The organism is Actinophytocola gossypii (assembly GCF_025165815.1).
Classification (GTDB): Bacteria; Actinomycetota; Actinomycetes; order Mycobacteriales; family Pseudonocardiaceae; genus Actinophytocola; species Actinophytocola gossypii.
This window is the reverse complement of sequence record NZ_JAFFZE010000001.1, coordinates 40,793-60,109: the sequence shown is the minus strand read 5'-3', so window position 1 is coordinate 60,109 and position 19,317 is coordinate 40,793. Positions and strand designations below refer to the sequence as shown.

Below are 19,317 nucleotides of genomic sequence, written 5' to 3'. Positions count from 1 at the left end.
GGGTCCGCCACCCGATTACCCGAACGACAGCGGGGTATGCGCCAGGCATGAACCTCACCGCACTGCGAGAGACCCTGGACCACCGGGGCCCGTTCGCGTCCGTGCACCTCGACGCCTCGCACGACACCGAGGACGCGGCCAAGGTCGCCGAGCTGCGGTGGCGGGCCGTGCGCGAGGAGCTCGCCGAGCGGGACGCCCCCGACCCGACCCTCGGCGCGCTCGAGGACGCCCTGGACCGGGCACCGCCATCGGGACGCGCCGGCCGCCTGCTCGTCGCCGCCGGTGACGAGGTGCTCGTCGACGAGTACCTGCCCGCACCGCCGGCACAGCCGATGGTGCGGGTGTCGGCACTGCCCTACCTGCTGCCGCTCGCCGACTGGAACCGCCGCGAGGTGCCGCACGTCGTGGTGACCGTCGACCGGACCGGCGCCCAGGTGCGGGCCGTGCACGCGGGCGGCGCCGAGCACACCGAGGACGTCGAGGGCCGGGAGCACCCCGTGCACAAGGTGCGGGGCGCCGGCATGGCGCACCGCAACGTGCAGAGCTACGCCGAGGAGACGGTGAAGCGCAACATCGCCGAGGTCGCCGAGGAGGTTGCCCGGCAGGTCCGGAACGCGCACGCCCAGCTGCTGGTGCTCGCCGGCGACCCGGAGGCGCGGACCCGGCTGCGGGACGCGCTGCCGGCCGAGTGCGCCGGCATCGTGGCCGAGATCGAGCACTCGCGGGTCGCGGACCCGAGCCACGACACGGTGGCGCACGACCTGGCCGACCTGCTCGCCGAGCAGCGCCGCGTCGAACAGGACCGGGTGCTGGAGCGGTTCCGCGTGGGCGGCGGCCACGGGCTCGCGGTGCAGGGCCTGGCCGACACGGTCGCGGCCCTGCGCGCGGCGAACGTGGAGGTGCTGCTGGTCGACGCGCGGGACGTCGGCGACGCGACCGTGCTGGTCGGCAGCGACCCGACGATGGTCGCCACCGACCGGGAGGACCTGCACCGGGTCGGTGTCTCCGAGCGGATCGAGGCCCGCGCCGACGAGGCGCTGCCGGCCGCGGCGCTCGCCTCCGGCGCGGAGGTCGTCGCCGCCACCGGGGACGAGCCGGCGCTCGGGCTCACCGGCGGCGTCGGCGCCATCCTGCGTCACACCTGAGAGAGGTGACCCTGATGACCCAGCTGCACACGTTCGTGCTCGACCGGCTCGCCGAGGACGAGCGCCGGTTCGCCTCGGGCGAGCTGCCGCTGATCGACGTGGCCGAGCGACGCGGCCGGATCCGCGTCATGCGCACCGACGACGGCGACGGCCTGCTGATCGCCGCCGACCCGGTGGAGACGCCGGAGGAACGCGCGCCGGTGCCGTTCGAGGAGAAGGCCGCGCTGATCCGCCGCGAGGCGGCGGCGGACACCGACCACGACGTACTCGGGTTGGTCGCGTCCGTCTACGACGCGCACCCGGACTGGCTGGAGGCGTGGCGCCCGACCTCGACCGCGTGAGGCCGGGCGCCACGCGGATCAGCCCGCGAGGTACGGGCCGACCCCGGAGAGCTGGCGCTGCCTGGTGTCGGCGGCGGCCGGCTCCTCGGTCGCCGCGCAGGTCAGGCCGCGCTCGGGGACGGTCAGCTCGATCAGGTAGGCGTCCACGGCGTCGTTGACGCACTCGCTCGGGCCGTCGTTGCCGTACGCGGTGTGACCCCAGCCCTCGTAGGTGATCAGGTGCGCGCCGCTCTGCCTGGCCGCGGTCACGTTCCACCGGTAGACCGTGGCCGGGTCGTGCACGTTGCCGATCATCACCAGCGGCGGGGCGCCGTCGATGTCCAGGGGCCGCTGCGGGTTGGTGGTCCGGACCGGGTCACCGGCGCAGGTCATGGCGTGGTCGACGTAGGGCGACCACTGCACGTTCGGGAACTTCTTCGCGAGCATCGCGCGCAGGAACGCGTAGTGCGCGTAGTTCACGACATCGAAGTCCCAGTCGCTGCACCAGATCGGCGGGTACGGGTTGCTCACCGCCTGGTCGGCCGCGGCGGTGGCCAGGGAGGAGACGGTGCCGGTGCCGTCCCGCAGCGCCGCGAGACTCGCCGCGACGGCGCTCCACGCGGCGGGCGTGTTCGCCCCGAAGGCGATCCGCGACAGGGCGTAGAAGTCGACCGGCTCGCCGGTCTCCGGGTCGACCAGGTCACCTGCCTTGGCGCGTTTCCGCAGGTCGGCGTACACGGCCTTGGTGTCCTGGCCGTACAGCGCGCAGGTCTCGGTGGTGTCGCACCACTCGGCGAACGCGACGAAGTTCCGCTCCACCGGCTCGGTCTCGGTGCGCATGAAGTCCCAGGCACTGCGCATGCTGTGGTCCATGTTGCCGTCGAGGACCATGGCCCGGATGCGGTCCGGGTACCGCTCGGCGTACTGCTGGCCCATCAGCGAGCCGTAGGAGTAGCCGACGTAGTTGAGCTTCCCCTCGCCGAGGGCGACGCGGATCGCCTCCATGTCCTCGACGGTGTTCTGGTTGCCGACGTGGTCGACGAGCTCGCCGGAGTGCTCGCGGCAGCTGTCGTGCAGCTGCTCGTTGAGGCGCACCAGCTCACGGAACTCGGCCTGGCTGGACGGATGCCTGGCGTCCAGGGAGCGGTTGGACAGGTCCAGGTCGCAGCGCAGCTGGGTGCTGGTGTTGATGCCGCGCGGGTCGAAGCCGACCACATCGAAGCGGGCGGTGACCTCCGGGGTGAAGACGTCCCTGGACATCACGCTCGCGACGCCGGAGCCACCGGGCCCGCCCGGGTCCATCAGGATCGACCCGAGCCGCCGCTCCTGGTCGGTCGCCTCGCGGCGGGCCAGCCCGATCTCGATGGTGGGCCCGTCCGGGTCCTCCCAGTTCAGCGGCACCGGGATGGTCGCGCAGTCGACCTCCTCGGCCTCCGGGCACGGCTGCCAGTCGATCGTCGACCGAGTCGGTTCGGCCTGAACCGCGCTCGGCGCGACGACCATCCCGGTCGCCGCCAGCACGGCGGCCAGGCCACCGGTGAGCCCTCTCCTACCTGCCCTCATCCGTCCTCCCATCGGGTCTGTGATCACCCCATCGGGTTACACAGTAGCGACGATGCGTGAAGGAGCGGTGACGCGCGACGGGATGGACTACTTCTGTTCCTCGCTCTGGACCTGCTGTTGGGCCTGGTCGAAGTTCTCGTCCCAGTTCGCGCCTTCCTTGAACGCCTCGGAGGCGCCGGTACGGCCGAGCTGGACCGGGCGGACCGTGTCGGCGAAGCCGTCGCGGCCGCGCGGGGCCATGAAGTCGTCGACCCGGGCGGCGGCGTCCTGCAGCCGGGAGCTGCCGAAGGTCACCGCGTTGCGGATGGAGTCGTTGGCGCTCCGCACCGCGCCGTCGATCTGGTTGACGGCGCCGCGGTTGCTGCCGATGGCCCGGCCGACGCTCTTGGCCTTCCTGCCGATCGCGATGGACGCCTTGGCCAGCGCGTCGGAGGCGCCCTTGAGGTTGTCGAACTTCCGGATGGCCTGCGCGAGCTTCATCAGCAGCTTGCTGACCTTGCCGGCGATCTTGCCCGCGGTCGCGGCGGCCCGGCCGACCGCCCAGCCGGTGAACGCGGCGACCGAAGCGCCGAAGCTGCACCAGCTGGTCGCGAGCGCGGTGGCCGCGGCGATGAGGAACTCGGCCACGACGTCGGCGATCATGTCGCGGATGATGCCGCGCACCGAGGCGACCAGGACCCCGGAGCCCCGAACGCCGGTCACCACCGCGCTCGCCGCGCCCTCCAGCGCCTTGACCTGCGCGGCGACCTCGGCGGCGGCCGTGCGGTAGGCGTCGCCGGACTCGCCCTTCCAGGTCTTGGTCTCGCTGGTCGCGATCCGTTCGTAGTCGGCGCCGACCTTGGCGCAGGCCCGCGCGACCTCGTCCCAGGTGGCGGCGACCACGTTGATCGCGCCGGGGTCGCCGGCCAGGTCGTCGAGGGGTTCCTTGAGGAAGGACACGTGCTCGATCAGCCACCCGATACCGCCGCCGACGAGGGTGCCGAGCGGGTTGGCGACGAACCCGAGCACGTCCAGGCCGAGCGCGAAGCCGTCGAAGACCCAGTCGCTCGGGTTGTCGAAGTCCTGCGCGCACTGCCAGATCGTGTCGACGATCCGTCCGCCACTGGTGGCGTTCTCCGCGTTGACGTCCAGGCTCACCGCGCGCCTCCGAGGAACTTGTCGAAGAGGCCGGCGTGGTGCTCGTCGGTCTCCCGGGTGGTGTCGGCGCAGTCGCGCAGCGCGTCGGCGATCTCGGGCAGGGCCGTGGCCAGCTCGGAGATCGAGCAGCCGACACTGGCGATGGAGGCACGGGCGTGCAGGCTGAACGCCTGGCCGATGATGCCGTAGGTCTCGACGCCGAGGTCGACACCGCCGCCCTTCTGCCCGGCCTTGGTGAGTTCACCGGCCAGCCCGTCGACGTTGCCCGCGTGGGAGGTCACGTCGTCGGGAACCATCTCGAACGTCATCTACCTGTCTCCCCAGACGGAGCGGAACGGCCCGTCGTCGTCCTCGTCGTCCTCGGTCGGTCGCGGAGGCCGGTGCGGCCGCTGTGGCGGAGCAGGCGGCTCGTCGGTCTCGGCGGTCATCTCCCCGTCGATACGGCCATCGTCCGGCGCGGCCGGCTCGTCGTCCTCGTCCTGCTGCGCGATGTCGATCTGGTCGCGGAGGAACTCCATGGCGGGCGAGTCGCCGATCAGCGGGCGCATGGTGTCCTGCATCTGCTCGGCGACCTCGGCGTGGCCGCGGCGGATGGTCTCGGTGATCACCGCGGCGAGTTGCTGGGGGCCGTAGCGGGTGGCGTCCTGGCTGAGGGTGAGCCGCTCCAGCCGGCCGCCGGGGGCCATCTCGACGGTCACCACCCGGTCCGGGCTGGTGACGTGCGCGCGCAGGGCCTTCAGCTGGGCCTGCGTCTCCTCCGCACGTGCCTGGATCTCCCCGACACGTCGCATGTAGTCGGCGAGCCGGCGTTCACCGGCTCCCGGTCCCGTGTTCATGTCCACACCGACGACGCTAGTAGATGCGTGGTTCCGTCGATTTCGGGAGGAGTTGGTCGACCATGTCCCGTGCGGACTGTCGCGTCACGAGGGTGACGACGAGCACGCCCAGCAGGATCACCGCGTCCCGCAACGCCGCGGCCCAGACCGCCGCCGGCGCGCCACCCGGCACGGCGACGACTGCCTGGACGACCGCCCATCCCAGCAGTGCCACCATGATCGCGGTCGGAATCCAGCTGGTGCCGCCGCTGAGATCACGTCGCTTGCTGTCCACATAGTCCTGTCCATAACGGACGATCCGCGCCCCGTCCTCGTGCACGCTCCTGGCCACGAGTCCGATGAGAGCGGCGAGGAGCGCACCGAACCCGGCGATCACTCCCGACGGCGGGTCGACCAGCCAGGCGGACTCCAGCTCCGGCCACGGCGAGACGAACCCGCCGACCCGGCGCGGCGCGTCGAAGTACGGCAGGGAGGCGAGGACCTCCACCCCGCCCGCGGCCAGCCCGAGCCAGGCGAGCAGCCGCAGCCGGCGCACCCTCGGGGTCACCGGCGTGGCCGCGACCTCCTCCTTGGTGACCGGCCAACGGTCCTCCCGCTCCCGGCGCCTGCCCGGCTTCGCGGGAACCACGCTGGTCACGACCGTGGCCACGGCGAGCAGAGTGAACCACAGCGTCACGAGGCCCAGCCCGATCGCGAGCACCGGCCCGGCGAGGAACCAGCGCGCGCTGTCGTCGCGCCCCGGCTCCCGGTCCGACTCGAACACGGCGACGTCCGTCTCGCCGGGCTCGAGCTGCCCGGCGGCGAAGTCCACGCGCTCGATGGTGCCGTCGTCCCAGCGCACGTCCGCGGCGCAGTCGTGGGAGTAGCCGATTCCCCACCGGCCGACCGGCCCGTACTCGGTGCAGGAGGTCGCCGTGGCCGACCCCATCCGCGACGCGTCCGGCGAGCCGACGAGCACGTCCGTGGTCCGGATCACGGTCGCCAACAGCAGAAACCCGACGACCGCCACCAGACCGAAAGCAAGAGCACGCACCCGGTCACCCTAGTCAGGGCTCTCATTCGCACCCGATGACCACCAGGTCGTCCCACAGCGCGGTCACCGACCTGCGCGCGCTCCGCAGAAGACCATCCAGCAGGGTGAGGCTGCGTGAGTCACGGGTCGGCGAAGCCGTGTCGGCGGCCGCCCGCGCGGTGTCGTGGACGGACCGAAGCAGATGCGGTTGAACGATCTCCACGCGGGTCCTGTCCACCGCGGTGCGCCGGCCGAGCTCACGCACGAAGCCGGAAAGATCCGCGATGCGCTCGCCGTCGAGCCAGGCCGCGCGTGGGGCCGACCGAGGTGTGGTCAACCGGTCCACGAGGTGGTCGCCGTACAGCGAGCGAACGTTCTTCTCCGCCTGCGCCACCACCTCCTGATAGGCCGTGACGGAGACGCGCCGATCGAGGGAGGCGCTGTTGGCACCCTTCACGTGGATGGCGGTCAGCGTTCCGTCGACGAGGTGCAGGAAGTCGGCGACCTCGCCGGGCCCGTCGTCACACACCAGCCAGCCGCCGCGGTAGTGCCTGGTCACCCAGGCGAAGAGCGAGGTGTCGCCGTTGCGGCCGATCGCGTCGTGAATGCCCTGGTCGTTCGGCGCGGCCGGCTTCTCCTGGGTGACCCGGTACCCGGCGAAATCGGCGAACACCAGGTTGGCGAACGGAGGTGCGGTCTGCTTCTCGACGTTGACCTGGTGCTCCGAGTACGTGTGCCCCGACTCGTAGTAGACCGACAGCAGGTCACCGTCGCCGATGGCGTCGCGGACCTCCCGGACCTTGTCGTCCCAGGACGGTGCTCCGGCCAACCGCACGTCCAGGTCGAACGCGTCACCACGGGGTTGGGGCCTGATCGCCAGCCTGCCGACCTCGGAGCCCTCGTGACCCACCACAACGGTGAAGGCCGCCGCGTCCGGACGACCGATGACCTCGAGGATCGCGCCGCGGAGAAGTTCGGCTCGTGCGGAGAGATCGTCGTCGGTCTCGTCCCGGTCGAACATCTCGTCGACATTCGCAATGCTGAGATCGTAGGCGCCCCGGACATTGGCGAGATCGGTCTCGGGAATGGCCAACTGCGGGAACAGTTCGTCCGGCGGCTCGACGGCAAGGGCCTTGTCGAGCACGTCGACCGTCTCTCTCACCGCGGCGAGATACGTGGCCAGGTCGATTCCGTACTTCCAGTAGACACGGGATCTCGCCGGGGACACGGTCAACCTTCCACGCACCAACGCCGCCTCGTCGGCCGGCAGGTGGTCGATCGTGGCGGCGCTCAGCGCGTAACTGGCGTCCTCGTCGTCGTCCAGAGCCTTCTGGACGCGCCGGCCGCCCAACGTCTTGCTGTCGGCCTTCGTGTCGCGCCGGGGGTGGACGCCCCGCAGCCACACGGCCTTGCCGTCGCCGTGGAATGTTCTGCGCAGAATCGCGCTCGGCAGGTACCGGTAGAGTTTGTCGAACCGCCTCAGCCACGTCCGCAGCACCTGATCGGACAGCGGGGTGTGGATGACCACCAGCCGCCCACGTCGCACGACCAGCGTCAACTCGTTGACCACGTCGATCGCGTCGTGCCCGGCGCGGGCCCAGGTCGGAACGGTGCGCCGTGCGCGAACGGAGGCGTAGAGGTCGTCGATCCCCAGTTCGGGCAGCGGCCCCAAACCAGTGATCTGGTCCGACCGACCGAGCACCAGCTCGCCGAGACAGCGAACCGACAGCGCCCGGTTCGGTTTGGCCAGTGTCTGCCGCAGAAAGTGGACGAGTGACCGGAAAGCACTCGCTGAATCCGCCCGAGGATGGCAGACCAACACCGTGACCGAGAAGGTCGGAGTCAGCTCCGCGAGCCCATCCAGGGGAACGCCACCATCGCTGTCGAGTTCCATGACGGGTCCCTTCTCCCCGAAGTCCGATGCGGGTCGGGAACCAGCGTGGAACACCGTCCCGAATCAGGCCTGGACCAGAAACGGACGACGCTCAAGCGCCGGGATCATGGGCCGAGGGCACTGATCGGCGCGGACCAAAGTCGGTGACCCGGGTCGGTGACGGTCGCGCATGGCGGGTTTGGCACAGTAGCGCGCGTGACGAGCGTGGCGTTGACGCAGGATTCCCCGTCGGAGTCGATGCCGGAGGACCCTGCGCCGCCGGTGAGTCGGCTGCGGCGGTTCGTCGGCGGGGCGTGGCCGGCGCGGCTGGTGGCGGCGCTCGCGGGGCTGCCCGTGGTGGCCATGCTGTTCGAGGTGGCCGGGGCCGGGCGGCTCCAGCACATCGACTACCTGTACCAGCTCGTGCGGGTCACCAACCCGGACGGGACGCTCAAACCGTTCGACCCGGGGAAGTACTTCTCCAACGAGCACTTCCTCGGGCTGCCGACCCTCGTCTACTGGATCAACATCCAGCTCTTCTCCGGGGACAACCGGACGCTCGGGGTGTTCGTCGTCGCGGTGGCGGCGGGGACGGTGTTGGCGTTGGGCGCGGCGCTGCCCAAGTCACTGCCGCCGATCGCGCGGGCCGGGCTGTTCGCCGGCGCGTCCGCGCTGGTGTTCGGCCTGCACGGACTCTGGAACTTCACCCGGGCGATGAGCGGCACGGCCTGGCTGACCGCCAACATGATCGTCGTGGTCGCGCTGCTGCTCGCCGTGCGCGGGAAATGGTGGCCGTCGTGGAGCCTCGCGGTGCTGGGCAGCCTCACCTACGGCACGGCGTTCGCGGTGTGGCCGGTGCTGGCGCTGGTCGCCACCCTGCGGCGGGAAGTCTGGTGGCGGCGGCTGGTCCCGCTGACGGTCGGCGTTCTGATCGTCGCGATATGGCTGATCTACCGGCCGTCGGCGCCGATGGCCGCCTCGCCGACCACCGACGTCGGCAGCCTGCTGTACTTCTTCCTCGCCATCGCCGGGAAGATCTGGGCGTCCGACAGTGGCGGGATGGCGGCGTTCGCCGGCGCGGTGCTGCTCGGTCTCTACGCGGTGCTGGCCGCCAGCCCGGTCGCCCGTGAGCGGCGGATGTGGTTCTGGTGGGCGCTCGGCGCGCACGCCTTCCTCTTCACCGCGATGATCTCCACCGCGCGGGTCGACTACGGCGGCGAGATCGGCATGACCACCGCCCGGTACACCTCGGCGTCGGTGCTGCTGTCGATCCCCGCGATCGTGCTGCTGGCCGCCGTGGTGCACCGCCGGGTGGACCGGGCCGGGTACCGGGTCGCGGGCTTCGCCGTCGTCGCCGGGATACTCGGCTACTCGCTCGGCGCGCCGTACGCCGCCCAGGAACGTACGGCGAACGAGATCCACCACGTGGAGGCGGTCGCGGTCCGCGCGGGGATCAGCGACGCGTACCGCCGGTACCCGCTGGCCAGCGAACTGGCGCCCCGGCTGCGCGCGCTCGGCCACTACCCGTTCAACGACGACTTCACCCTCGGCTGCGGCGGACCCGAACTCGGGTCCACTCTGGACATCGGCGCCATGGAGCCGCTGCTTCCGGCCGAGGGCAACAAGAGCCCCGACCGCGCCGCCGGCGAGGTGGAGCGGACCGAGCCGGAGGACCCGGCACCGTTCTACAACGGCAAGACGGTCCCCATCCTGCACGGCTGGGCCGCGGACGCCGAGGATCCGGTGCGGTGCGTGGTCGTCGTCGACGGCACCGGCACGATCGTCGGCGGCGGGGTCAGCGGCATCGTGCGTACCGACATCGCCCTGGCCTACGCCGACGTCACCCCCAGGTCGGGCTTCGTGGTGATCGGCCCGGTCGACCAGGACAGCCGCGTGGTCGTCGTCCACGACAGCGGAGCGACGCACTGGCTGTCGCCCAATCCGGGCGAGCAGGCGCCGGCCGACTAGGACACCCGGTCGATCATCCGGGACACCGTGCCGACCGACTGGGACTCGGCGGGGACCTGTACCCACCCCAGGTAGTTCTGCCGCGCCACCTCGACCCGGACGAGGGGCTCGAAGGTGTCCGCGTCGATGCCGTCGTAGCCGTGGCGGATCACCGAGCGGTAGATGTGGTCGGACACCACCAGCACCAGCGGCCCCGTTGTGCGACGCAGCCGGCGTTTGAGCTGCGGGTCGTCGAGCAGGCGGACGGTGATGTCGATGTCCTCGCCGTAGGTTCCTCGGGTGTCGAAGTGGACCACGCCGGTGTGCACGGCCGCGCGGAGACGGAACGTGCGGTCCGGCTGGGCAATGGCGTGCAACTCGAGTAACTCGTTCAGTACCGGAGTGAACGTGTCCAGCAGTCGGGTGATCGGCACGTCGTCCGTCGAGTGGATCAGCGCCAACGCGCCGTCGCCCCGGTCGAACAGGGGCTCGCGGCGGTCCTCGGTGACGCCGCTGGCGGCCAGGGCGTCCTCGAGCGCGTCGTACATGTCGTGGCGGAGCTGTGCCCGCGCGAAGTTGGTCCTATCCGTGGATCCTTCGATGTCCACTGCCACGATGATCCGTTGCCGCGGCAGGATTGACAGGGTGGTCATGACGGCGGCTCATGTTCGCGTGACCGCGAGAGCGCGGTGCCGGATCCGGCGCGGCGAAGTGTTCATGGCTGCTCCTCACCAAGTCCGGGAAGACTTTCAGATTAACTTCAGTTACTATTGACTGAAGTTGGTAGAACTACTCGCAAGTTCAGCGTAGAACGCCGGTGCCAGTGAAGCAAGACATGGAGACCTCGCGATGGCGAACAGGACGCGAACATCCAGGACAACCCGACGCCCGGGTCAGTGGCACTGTTCCCAGCTGGCGTGGTTATACTCACGATCTACCTTCTGAGCTTCACTGAACTTCGACTGAAAGACGTGACGTGGTGAACACGGCTGAAGGTCCGGCCATCGAGCTGGCGCGACGACTCCGGTCGTTGCGGGAGAGGACCTGGTCGGGGCAGCGGCTCACCCAGGGCGACCTGGCCAAGGCACTCGACGCCAGTGTCCCGCTGATCTCCTCGTGGGAGAGCACGAAGAACCCGAAGGTCCCTCCCCTTGCCCGACTCGAGGACTACGCGAGGTTCTTCGCCGTCGAGCGGAAGGACAAGGACGCGCCGTACGAACTGCCCACTCGGCTCACCGACGAGGAGCAGACACGCGCCGACGAGTTGCTCGAGGAGCTGGCCGCCCTGAGCAACGCGGCCCGTGCCGACATCGCACGGAGCAACGCGGCACAGCCGGACCGGAGCGCGGCCGAGCCACCCTTCGGCGGCATCTGGCGCTTCGAGGCCAACCAGGACGTCACGATCGTGGCGTCCGAACTGCCCGCCGACTACCTCGAGCGGATGCCGTACACCGACGCCCAGGCACCGGACTACGTCGACCTCTACCGGTACGCCGACCTGGACGCCCTGATGGAGCTGTTCGCCCACATCCGCGCGGCGAACCCGCGCAACAAGGTCCGCTTCTGCACACCGGCGGAGATGCGAACCGACGACCTGACCAGCCACCTCGTCCTGCTCGGCGGGACCGACTGGAACCGGGTCACCAAGGAACTCCTGCGCCGTCTCGATCTGCCCGTGCACCAGATGTCCCGGAACACCGAGGACGAACCGGCCGGCTTCGAGGTCCTCGACGGCGGCGAGCGACGGCTGATCACTCCCGTGCTGCGCTCGATCGGCGGTCGTGACGTTCTCGACGCGGACGTAGGACATTTCTACCGTGCCCCCAATCCGTACAACGCGAAGCGCACGGTCACCATCTGCAACGGCCAGTACCAACGCGGCACCTACGGCGCCGTCCGCGCACTCACCGACTCGAAGTTCCGCGACCGCAACGACGAGTACCTGCGAACGCGGTTCGCCGGACGGACGACGTTCAGCGTGGTCAGTCGGGTGTACGTGGTGAACCACAAAGTCATCACTCCGGACTGGACCGACCCGGAGACACGCCTACACGAGTGGCCCCTCCATGACTCCGAGCCCGACCGAGCGCACCCGCCGAAGGCGTGAGACGCGCTCCTCGTTCCACCACGAGAACCACCGCACGCTGATCTCGGTGCGGCCGACCGATCCGCGGCACGAGGCCGAGGTGGACGCGATCATCGTGCCGACCGGCCGGCCGGCGAAGGCGATGCGGCACGCCGTCGAGCTGGCCGCCGAGCTGAAGTGCACCCTGCTCGCGCTGTGCAGCAGGGACTCGCACGCGCGGCAGGTCGCCGACCAGGCCGCCGGCGCCGACGTCGACCTGGTCGCGATCGACGTCCGCGGCCCGCTGCGGAACGTCCTGCCGCGACTGCGGACCTCGTGGCTGATGGAGAACTCGCGGTTCGAGCGGCGCACCGACACCAGCCTCAAGCGCAACCTCGGCCTGCTGATCGCCCACCTCATGGACTGGCGGCGGATCGTCTTCCTCGACGACGACATCATCGTTCCGCGCGCGGCGGACCTGAAGGTGGCCGCGGGGTTGACCGACCGGCACGACGTGGTCGGCCTGAACATCGGCGGGTACCCGGACAACTCGGTGGTCTGCCACGCCTACCGGGAAGCCGGCGGTCCGCAGAGCACCTTCCTCGGCGGCGGCGCGCTCGCGGTCGGTGCCGACGCGCTGGACTCGTTCTTCCCCAATATCTACAACGAGGACTGGTTCTTCCTGCTCGGCGAGAGCGGGCTGCGGCCGACCGCGCTGACCGGGCACGCGGTGCAGCAGCCCTACGACCCGTTCGCCCACTGGCAGCGGGCGCGGTACGAGGAGCTCGGCGACCTGTTGGCCGAGGGACTGTTCGCGCTGCTCGAGGACGGGAAGACGCCGCGGCACGCCACGTACTCGTTCTGGCGCGGCTTCCTGGTGCGCCGCTTCCGGTTCATCAACGACGTGATGACCATGGTGCGGGGGGCGGACCTGGATCCGGACCGGCGGGGACGGATGCTGGCCGCGCTCATCGCGGCGGGGAACCTGTGCCAGTCCATCCGGGCCGACCAGTGCGTCCGTTACCTCAGCGCGTGGCGGGCCGACCGGTCGGTCTGGCGGGCACATCTCGAGGAGATGTACCTGGCGCACGGCCCGGACACCCGTGGCGGCGGGCTCGACAAGCTGGTCGCCTCGCTCGGCCTGACGGACCGGACGTGGCGCTCACGGGGGCAGCGGCTTGACCAGGATCCGGCAGATCTCGACCGCGCGCTGCCCGTTGCCGTCGGTCAGTGAGTAGCAGCGGATGGGCGGCTGGTCCCACTCCGCGTAGCCGAGCCTGCGGTACAGCCGGGCCGCGCCGTCGTTGCCGACCTCGACGGCCAGCGCCACCGCGGTGTGTCCGCGCCGGACCAGCTCGCGCTCGGCCGCCGCGATCAGCGCGCTGCCGGTGCCCCTGGCGCGGTGGTCGGCGTGCACCTCGAGGTGGGTGAGCAGCGGGGTCCCGGGCAGGTGGAGCCGCAGCTCCGGCTCCTCGGCCGGCTCCCACCAGAGGTAGACCACCCCGACCGGGCGGTCGTCGGACCAGGCGACGAGGAGGAGTCCGCGACCGTCCCCCTGCCGCGCGAAGCGGTCGACGAAGAACGGCCGATCCCCCAGCTCCCGAACCAGGAGTGCCAGCTCCGCGGGACGGGCCGTTCGAATCAGCAGGGTGTGCATGGGCTCTCGTACTCCACAGTAGCCGAACGTTCCGCATGGATCTTGCGGAACGGTGAGACAATTCCCTTGCCTACTGGCATGTATCGGACATTCAGCAAGGGCTCCTCGGGGAGGGCACCATGCACGAAGCCGAACTCACGCGCCGCGATGTACTGCGCGGCGCGGGCGTCGGAGCCGGAATCCTGGCCGGCAGCACGACGATCACCAGCACGATCACGCACACCACGGCGGCCGCCGAACCGGACGCGGGCGGCTCGGTCCGGCTCGCGGAGGGCACCAACATCTCCGCGCACGTATCGCCGGACGGCGGACACGTCGCGTTCGACCTGGTCACCGCGATCTGGACGGTACCGATCGGCGGCGGCCGGGCGCGCAGGCTCACCGGCGACGACACCGACGCGACCCAACCAACCTGGTCACCGGACGGGCGCACGATCGCCTTCCAGGCCTACCGCGACGGCAACTACCACCTGTGGACGGTCCACCCGGACGGCTCCGGACTCCGGCAGCTGACCAGCGGGCCGTTCGACCACCGCGAACCCCGGTTCTCCCCGGACGGCTCGCTGCTCGCGTTCTCCTCCGACCGCGCCGGCACCGGCGGCTACGGCGTGTTCACCCTCGACCTGGCCACCGGCGCGATCACCGCGCGCACCGACACCGCGGCCGAGGAGGCGATGCCCTCCTGGTCGCCGGACGGCGGCCGGCTCGCCTTCACCGCCGACGACACCGCGATCGACGTGCTCGACCTCGCGTCCGGCGCGGTGACCAGGGCCGTGACCGCGCCGGACGGCGCGAGCCTGTACGGCCCATCCTTCTCCCCGGACGGCGCGGCGCTGGCCTACGTCCGGATCGCGGGGGCGACCGCGGAGCTGGTCGTCGGCGACCGGGTGGTCAGCACCGACGGGGAGGACGTGTTCGGGTTCGCGCCGTCCTGGCTCGGCCCCGACGAGCTGCTCTACACGGCCGACGGGCTGGTCAAACGCCGTGCCTTGACCCGGTCCGCGCCGGTGACCGTGCCGTTCGCCGCCGAGGTCCCGGTCCGGCCGCGGCCGGAGTACCGGCAGCGGGTGCGCGACCTCGACGGTGCCCGTCCTCGGCGCGCGCTCGGCATCGCGTCCCCGGTGGCCTCGCCGGACGGGAGCCGGGTCGCGTTCCGGGCGCTCGGCGCGCTGTGGCTGCTGAACGTCGGCCGGCCCCGGCCGGAGCGGCTGGTCGCCGACGGCTACTTCAACTCCGACCCCGACTTCGCCCCGGACGGCCGCTCGATCGTCTACGCCTCCGACCGGGCAGGCGAGGCGGACCTGTGGCTGCGTGACCTGGACACCGGCGACGAGCGGCGGCTGTCCGGGCTGCCGGGCGCGCAGACCGCGCCGCGCTACTCCCCCACCGGCGACCGGATCGCCTACGCCGACCAGGACGGCGTGGTCTGGGTGCTCGACCTGGCGAGCGGCACGCCGACGCAGGTGACCCCGCCGCTGTTCATGCCGGGCCGGGCCAGTTGGTCGCCGGACGGGCGCACGCTCGCGCTGGCCGCGGTGAAACCGTACTCGAAGCGGTTCCGCGAGGGCACCAGCCAGGTGCTGACCGTCGACCTCGACAGCGGCGCCCTCACCTACACCCCGCCGCTGCCGGACGCGCCGCACGCGTCGATCGGCACCAGGGGCGACGACGGTCCGGTGTGGTCGCCGGACGGCGCGCACCTGGCGTTCGTCGTCGAGTCGTGCGCGTGGGTGCTGCCGGTCGACGCGCGGGGCAAGGCGACCGGGCCGGCGCGGCAGGTGACCGACGAGGTCACCGACTCGCTGTCCTGGCTCGGCTCCGACCGGTTGCTGTACCTGCACCACGGGCGCCTGCGCGCGGTGCGGATCGCCGGTGGCGGGGCGCGGGACGTTCCGCTGTGGCTGCACTACCGGCCGGCCAGGACCCACGAGCACCAGGTCGTCCGGGCCGGCGCGCTGTGGGACGGCCACGCCGAGCGGCTGCGGAAGGACGTCGACATCGTGCTGGCCGGCGGAAAGGTCGCCGCCGTGCTGCCCCGGCGCGACCGGCGGTACACGGTGGACGCGAGCGACCTGACCGTCCTACCCGGACTGATCGACGCGCACAACCACTGGCACCTGCGCGGCCGGCAGTGGGGTGACCGGCAGGGCCGGGTCTGGCTGGCGTACGGGATCACCACCACCCGCTCCCCCGGCGACCCGGCCTACCAGCTGACCGAGACCCGCGAGGCGCTGGAGTCCGGTGACCGGATCGGGCCGAGGCTGTTCGGCACCGGCGAGGCGGTCGACGGGTCGCGGGTCTACTACAACTTCATGCGGCCGACCCGGTCGCTGCGGCAGCTCGCACTGGAGCTGGAGCGGGCCAGGGAGCTGGGCTACGACCTCATCAAGACGTACGTGCGGCTGCCGGTGGCCTACCAGCGACGCACGATCGTCGCGGCCCACCGGGCCGGCATGCCGCTGTCGTCGCACTATCTGTACCCGGCCGAGAACATCGGCATGGACGGGATGGAGCACACCGGCGCGACCAACCGCCTCGGCTACTCCCACACGGTGTCCCGGCTGGGTCGCGCGTACGCCGACGCGGTCACCCTGTTCGTCCGCTCCGGCATGTCGATCACGCCGACGCTGTTCAACTCGCGCGCGATGTACGCCGACGACCGGTCGCTGGTCGAGGACCCGCGCACCCGGGCGCTGTACCCGAGCTGGGAGTACGAGCAGTTCGTGGACAAGGCCGACGAGGCCGGCACGCCGGCGAACGAGGCGACGATGGCCCTGCTCGCCGCGAACGTCGACATGGTGCTGCGCATCCACCGCGGCGGCGGGTTCGTCATCGCCGGCACGGACGCGCCGCTGGACAACGTGGCGGTGTCGCTGCACACGAACCTGCGCGCGATGGTGCGCTTCGGGTTCACCCCGCACGAGGCGCTGACCACCGCGACCCGCAACTCGGCCCGCTGGCTCGGCCTGGACGGCAAGCTCGGCGAGGTTCGTCCAGGGGCGCACGCCGACCTGGCGTTCGTGTCCGGCGACCCGCTCGCCGACATCCGCGCGGCCGCCGCGGTCCGTAAGGTGATGGTGGGCGGGCGCCTGCACACCGTCGACGACCTGGTCGCGCCGTTCGCCGCGCCCGAGCGTGCCGCCACGCCGGCGCTCGTCAGCCGCGCGGCCCCGACCGACCACCGGACCGGCGGGTACTGGTGGCACGAGCCCGAATGGGCACACCACCACTGCTAGGGAGTTCGAGGTGCCCGAGGGTGACACCGTGTACCGCACCGCCCTGCGCCTGACCGAGGCGCTGGGCGGGCAGGTGCTGCGGCGCGCCGAGCTGCGGCACCCCCGACTGGCGACCGCGGACCTCACCGGCCGGGTGTTCGACCGGGCCCGGTCGGTGGGCAAGCACCTGTTCCTGCGGTTCGGCGGGGAGGTGAGCCTGCACTGCCACCTGGGCATGGACGGCTCGTGGCGGATCCACGACCCGCGCCGGCGGGCGCCGGTCGGACACTGGACCAGGGTGCTGCTGGAGACACCCGACCGGCTGGCGCTCGGGCAGAAGCTGCTGGAGCTGGCCCTGGTCCGCACGCCGGAGGAGGGGAAGCTGGTCGCCCACCTCGGCCCGGACCTGCTCGACCCGGACTGGTCCGCCGAGCACGAGACCGAGGCCGTGCGGCGGCTGACCGCCGACCCCGCCCGCGAGCTGGGGCTGGCGCTGCTGGACCAGAGCGTGCTGGCCGGGGTCGGCAACGTGTACAAGGCCGAGGTGTGCTTCCTGCTCGGGGTGTCGCCGTGGACCCCGGTGTCCGAAGTGGACCCAACGGAGGTGGTGGCGCTGTGCCGGAAACTCCTGCTGGACAACGCGACCCGTGCGGTCCGGGTCACCACCGGCGACCGGAGGCGCGGCCGGGAGCTGTGGGTGTACGGCCGCGAGCGCACCGGCTGCCTGCGCTGCGGCGGCCGGGTCGTCGTCGGCAGCCAGGGCGGCGCCGGGCGGGAGCGGGTGGCGCCCTGGTGTCCGCACTGCCAGCGGTAATGTCAATCGAGGCCTATTGACGTTACAGTCGGGCATGGCCTCCGAGGTGACGGGCTACCGCAACGACGGCGTCGGGACCGCCGTGGCGCTGGTGAACGCGCCGGACGCGAACGACGCCGAGCTGGCCGAACTCCTGGCCGGGTTCAACTTCCTGGCCGACCAGCTCGATCCGCCCGGCGCCGCCCATCTGCGCGACTGGGCCCGCCGGCTGCGCCCGGTGTTCACCGCCGCCGACCAGGCCGCGGCGGTCGACGAGGTGAACCGCCTGCTCGGACAGGTGGCGATGGCCCCGCACGTCTCCGACCACGGACTCGGGCCGCACCTGCACTACGCCGTGCCGGGCGCCGGCCTGGTCGACCGGGTGCGCGCGAACACGGCGGTCGGGCTGGCGTTCCTGCTCTGCGAGCACGGCGCGGGCCGGCTCGGGGTGTGCGGCGCCGACGGATGTGAGCGCGTGTACGCCGACGTGTCCCGGGGTCCTCGGCGGCGGTACTGCTCACCGGCCTGCCTCAACCGCAGCGGCGTGGCCGCGTACCGGGCCAGGCGGGGGCGGCCATGACGTCGGCGCGGGGCACGCTGCTGGTGCTGACCGGGGCGCTGCTGCTGCTCAAGTCGACCTGGTTCTCGGCGACAGCGGTGATCCCGCAGGTGCGGCTGGAGTGGGGGCTGTCGTCGGGGGCGGCCGGGTGGCTGACGATCGCCGTGCAGTGGGGCTTCGTGACCGGCGCGGTGGTGTCGGCGGTGTTCGTGCTCTCCGACGTGCTGTCGCCGACCCGGCTGATCCTGCTCAGCTCGATCGGCGCGGCTGTGGCCAACCTGGTGTTGCTCGGCGCAGGTGGACTGGGACTCGGCGTGCCCGTCCGGTTCGCGACCGGGTTCTTCATCGCCGGAGTGTACCCGCCTGCGCTGAAGCTGATCTCGACGTGGTTCCGGACCGGCCGGGGCGCGGCGATGGGCCTGCTGGTCGGTGCGTTGAGCATCAGCTCCGGCGTGCCGCACCTGGTGAACGGGCTGGGCGGGCTGGAGTGGCGGGTGGTCATCGTGGTCACGTCGGCGCTCACGGTGGGCGGCGGCGTGCTCACCTGGCTGGCGGTGCGGGTCGGCCCGTACCCGTTCCCCGCGGCGGTGTTCGACCCGAAGCAGATCCGCCGCGTCCTGCGTGACCGGGGCACGCGCCTGGCGACGATCGGGTACCTGTGCCACATGTGGGAGCTGTACGCGATGTGGGCGTGGTTCCTGGCGTTCTTCACCGCCGCGCTCGCCGAGCACGGCCGGCACGACCCGGTACTGGCCGCGTACGTGACGTTCGCCGTGTTCGCCGCCGGCGCGGTCGCGAACTACACCGGCGGCGTCCTCGGCGACCGCCTCGGCCGCGAACGCACGGCGATCGCGATGATGGCCGTGTCCGCGGCGTGCGCGGCGACGATCGGACTGTTCCTGTCGGCGCCGCTGTGGCTGCTGATCGTGGTCGGGTTGGTGTGGGGCTACAGCGTGGTCGGCGACTCGGTGCAGTTCTCCGCGCTGGTGACCGAACTGGCCGACCAGAGCTTCGTCGGCACGGCGTTGACCCTGCAGATGGCCCTCGGCTTCCTGCTCACCGGCGCCACGATCTGGCTCGTCCCGGTCCTCGTCGGCGCGGTCGGCTGGCAGTGGGCGTTCGCCGTGCTGGCGATCGGGCCGCTCGGGGGGATCGTCGCCATGCGCCGCCTCCTGCGGCTGCGCACCGGCTGACA

At 71.5% G+C, this 19,317-nt stretch carries 17 protein-coding genes; 9 read left to right on the top strand and 8 right to left on the bottom strand.

Translation table 11 applies throughout. The features are described 5' to 3' along the window. The first annotated feature begins 47 nt into the window (after positions 1 to 47). Positions 48 to 1,145, top strand: a complete 1,098-nt coding sequence (locus tag JT362_RS00255; protein ID WP_260188907.1) for an Rv2629 family ribosome hibernation factor — start codon at positions 48 to 50, stop codon at positions 1,143 to 1,145. 14 nt (positions 1,146 to 1,159) lie between these two features. After that, a complete protein-coding gene (locus JT362_RS00250; protein ID WP_260188906.1) occupies positions 1,160 to 1,486 on the top strand; it encodes a hypothetical protein in 327 nt (108 codons plus the stop codon). Between the two features lie 18 nt (positions 1,487 to 1,504). Here the strand turns inward: JT362_RS00250 and JT362_RS00245 are convergent, their stop codons facing one another. The 6 genes from JT362_RS00245 to JT362_RS00220 all read right to left on the bottom strand — a co-directional run bounded on the left by JT362_RS00245 (position 1,505) and on the right by JT362_RS00220 (position 7,715). Next, positions 1,505 to 3,028, bottom strand: coding sequence for an alpha/beta hydrolase (locus JT362_RS00245; RefSeq protein WP_260188905.1), 1,524 nt, complete (start codon positions 3,026 to 3,028; stop codon positions 1,505 to 1,507). Between the two features lie 87 nt (positions 3,029 to 3,115). Further along, the gene (locus JT362_RS00240) at positions 3,116 to 4,165 is read right to left on the bottom strand and encodes a hypothetical protein (RefSeq protein WP_260188904.1); all 1,050 of its coding nucleotides are present in this window, start codon (positions 4,163 to 4,165) and stop codon (positions 3,116 to 3,118) included. Further along, the gene (locus tag JT362_RS00235; RefSeq protein ID WP_260188903.1) at positions 4,162 to 4,473 is read right to left on the bottom strand and encodes a type VII secretion target; all 312 of its coding nucleotides are present in this window, start codon (positions 4,471 to 4,473) and stop codon (positions 4,162 to 4,164) included. The genes JT362_RS00240 and JT362_RS00235 overlap by 4 nt, the downstream gene beginning before the upstream one ends. Continuing rightward, positions 4,474 to 5,001, bottom strand: coding sequence for a YbaB/EbfC family nucleoid-associated protein (locus JT362_RS00230; protein ID WP_260188922.1), 528 nt, complete (start codon positions 4,999 to 5,001; stop codon positions 4,474 to 4,476). 16 nt (positions 5,002 to 5,017) lie between these two features. Then, positions 5,018 to 6,034, bottom strand: coding sequence for a DUF6346 domain-containing protein (locus JT362_RS00225; RefSeq protein ID WP_260188902.1), 1,017 nt, complete (start codon positions 6,032 to 6,034; stop codon positions 5,018 to 5,020). Positions 6,035 to 6,056: 22 nt separating this feature from the next. Beyond that, the gene (locus tag JT362_RS00220) at positions 6,057 to 7,715 is read right to left on the bottom strand and encodes a hypothetical protein (RefSeq protein ID WP_260188901.1); all 1,659 of its coding nucleotides are present in this window, start codon (positions 7,713 to 7,715) and stop codon (positions 6,057 to 6,059) included. Positions 7,716 to 8,102: 387 nt separating this feature from the next. On the opposite strand from JT362_RS00220, the gene JT362_RS00215 reads away from it, so the two are divergent. Next, positions 8,103 to 9,854, top strand: a complete 1,752-nt coding sequence (locus tag JT362_RS00215; RefSeq protein ID WP_260188900.1) for a DUF2339 domain-containing protein — start codon at positions 8,103 to 8,105, stop codon at positions 9,852 to 9,854. Here JT362_RS00215 and JT362_RS00210 read toward each other — a convergent pair. After that, positions 9,851 to 10,486 carry a hypothetical protein gene (locus JT362_RS00210; RefSeq protein WP_260188899.1) on the bottom strand — a complete coding sequence of 212 codons (636 nt, stop codon included), beginning with the start codon at positions 10,484 to 10,486 and terminating at the stop codon, positions 9,851 to 9,853. The two genes, JT362_RS00215 and JT362_RS00210, sit on opposite strands and share 4 nt — an antisense overlap. A gap of 326 nt (positions 10,487 to 10,812) precedes the next feature. On the opposite strand from JT362_RS00210, the gene JT362_RS00205 reads away from it, so the two are divergent. Continuing rightward, positions 10,813 to 11,940, top strand: a complete 1,128-nt coding sequence (locus tag JT362_RS00205; protein ID WP_260188898.1) for a helix-turn-helix domain-containing protein — start codon at positions 10,813 to 10,815, stop codon at positions 11,938 to 11,940. Next, entirely contained in the window at positions 11,900 to 13,132 is a 1,233-nt protein-coding gene (locus JT362_RS00200) for a hypothetical protein (RefSeq protein ID WP_260188897.1), read from the top strand. The genes JT362_RS00205 and JT362_RS00200 overlap by 41 nt, the downstream gene beginning before the upstream one ends. Here the strand turns inward: JT362_RS00200 and JT362_RS00195 are convergent. Continuing rightward, positions 13,061 to 13,555: a GNAT family N-acetyltransferase gene (locus JT362_RS00195; protein WP_260188896.1), complete on the bottom strand. Its 495-nt coding sequence runs from the start codon at positions 13,553 to 13,555 to the stop codon at positions 13,061 to 13,063. The two genes, JT362_RS00200 and JT362_RS00195, sit on opposite strands and share 72 nt — an antisense overlap. Before the next feature lie 119 nt (positions 13,556 to 13,674). Here JT362_RS00195 and JT362_RS00190 point away from each other — a divergent pair, with 119 nt between their 5' ends. The 4 genes from JT362_RS00190 to JT362_RS00175 are packed head-to-tail and all read left to right on the top strand — an operon-like array spanning position 13,675 to position 19,315. Next, entirely contained in the window at positions 13,675 to 16,791 is a 3,117-nt protein-coding gene (locus JT362_RS00190) for an amidohydrolase family protein (protein WP_260188895.1), read from the top strand. A 10-nt stretch (positions 16,792 to 16,801) separates the two neighbouring features. Continuing rightward, entirely contained in the window at positions 16,802 to 17,584 is a 783-nt protein-coding gene (locus JT362_RS00185) for a DNA-formamidopyrimidine glycosylase family protein (RefSeq protein ID WP_260188894.1), read from the top strand. A 34-nt stretch (positions 17,585 to 17,618) separates the two neighbouring features. Beyond that, complete coding sequence (locus JT362_RS00180) at positions 17,619 to 18,143, top strand: CGNR zinc finger domain-containing protein (RefSeq protein ID WP_260188893.1); 525 nt, start codon at positions 17,619 to 17,621, stop codon at positions 18,141 to 18,143. Then, positions 18,140 to 19,315 carry an MFS transporter gene (locus JT362_RS00175; RefSeq protein ID WP_260188892.1) on the top strand — a complete coding sequence of 392 codons (1,176 nt, stop codon included), beginning with the start codon at positions 18,140 to 18,142 and terminating at the stop codon, positions 19,313 to 19,315. Before JT362_RS00180 ends, JT362_RS00175 begins: the two co-directional genes overlap by 4 nt. Positions 19,316 to 19,317 lie beyond the last annotated feature (2 nt).

Excerpts from the sequence above, each read along its gene's own strand:
- JT362_RS00180 (WP_260188893.1), top strand. The coding sequence starts at position 17,619 with ATGGCCTCCGAGGTGACGGGCTACCGCAACGACGGCGTCGGGACCGCC.
- JT362_RS00210 (WP_260188899.1), bottom strand. The coding sequence starts at position 10,486 with ATGACCACCCTGTCAATCCTGCCGCGGCAACGGATCATCGTGGCAGTG.
- JT362_RS00230 (WP_260188922.1), bottom strand. The coding sequence starts at position 5,001 with ATGAACACGGGACCGGGAGCCGGTGAACGCCGGCTCGCCGACTACATG.
- JT362_RS00255 (WP_260188907.1), top strand. The coding sequence starts at position 48 with ATGAACCTCACCGCACTGCGAGAGACCCTGGACCACCGGGGCCCGTTC.
- JT362_RS00235 (WP_260188903.1), bottom strand. The coding sequence starts at position 4,473 with ATGACGTTCGAGATGGTTCCCGACGACGTGACCTCCCACGCGGGCAAC.
- JT362_RS00200 (WP_260188897.1), top strand. The coding sequence starts at position 11,900 with ATGACTCCGAGCCCGACCGAGCGCACCCGCCGAAGGCGTGAGACGCGC.
- JT362_RS00190 (WP_260188895.1), top strand. The coding sequence starts at position 13,675 with ATGCACGAAGCCGAACTCACGCGCCGCGATGTACTGCGCGGCGCGGGC.
- JT362_RS00195 (WP_260188896.1), bottom strand. The coding sequence starts at position 13,555 with ATGCACACCCTGCTGATTCGAACGGCCCGTCCCGCGGAGCTGGCACTC.
- JT362_RS00250 (WP_260188906.1), top strand. The coding sequence starts at position 1,160 with ATGACCCAGCTGCACACGTTCGTGCTCGACCGGCTCGCCGAGGACGAG.
- JT362_RS00175 (WP_260188892.1), top strand. The coding sequence starts at position 18,140 with ATGACGTCGGCGCGGGGCACGCTGCTGGTGCTGACCGGGGCGCTGCTG.
- JT362_RS00245 (WP_260188905.1), bottom strand. The coding sequence starts at position 3,028 with ATGAGGGCAGGTAGGAGAGGGCTCACCGGTGGCCTGGCCGCCGTGCTG.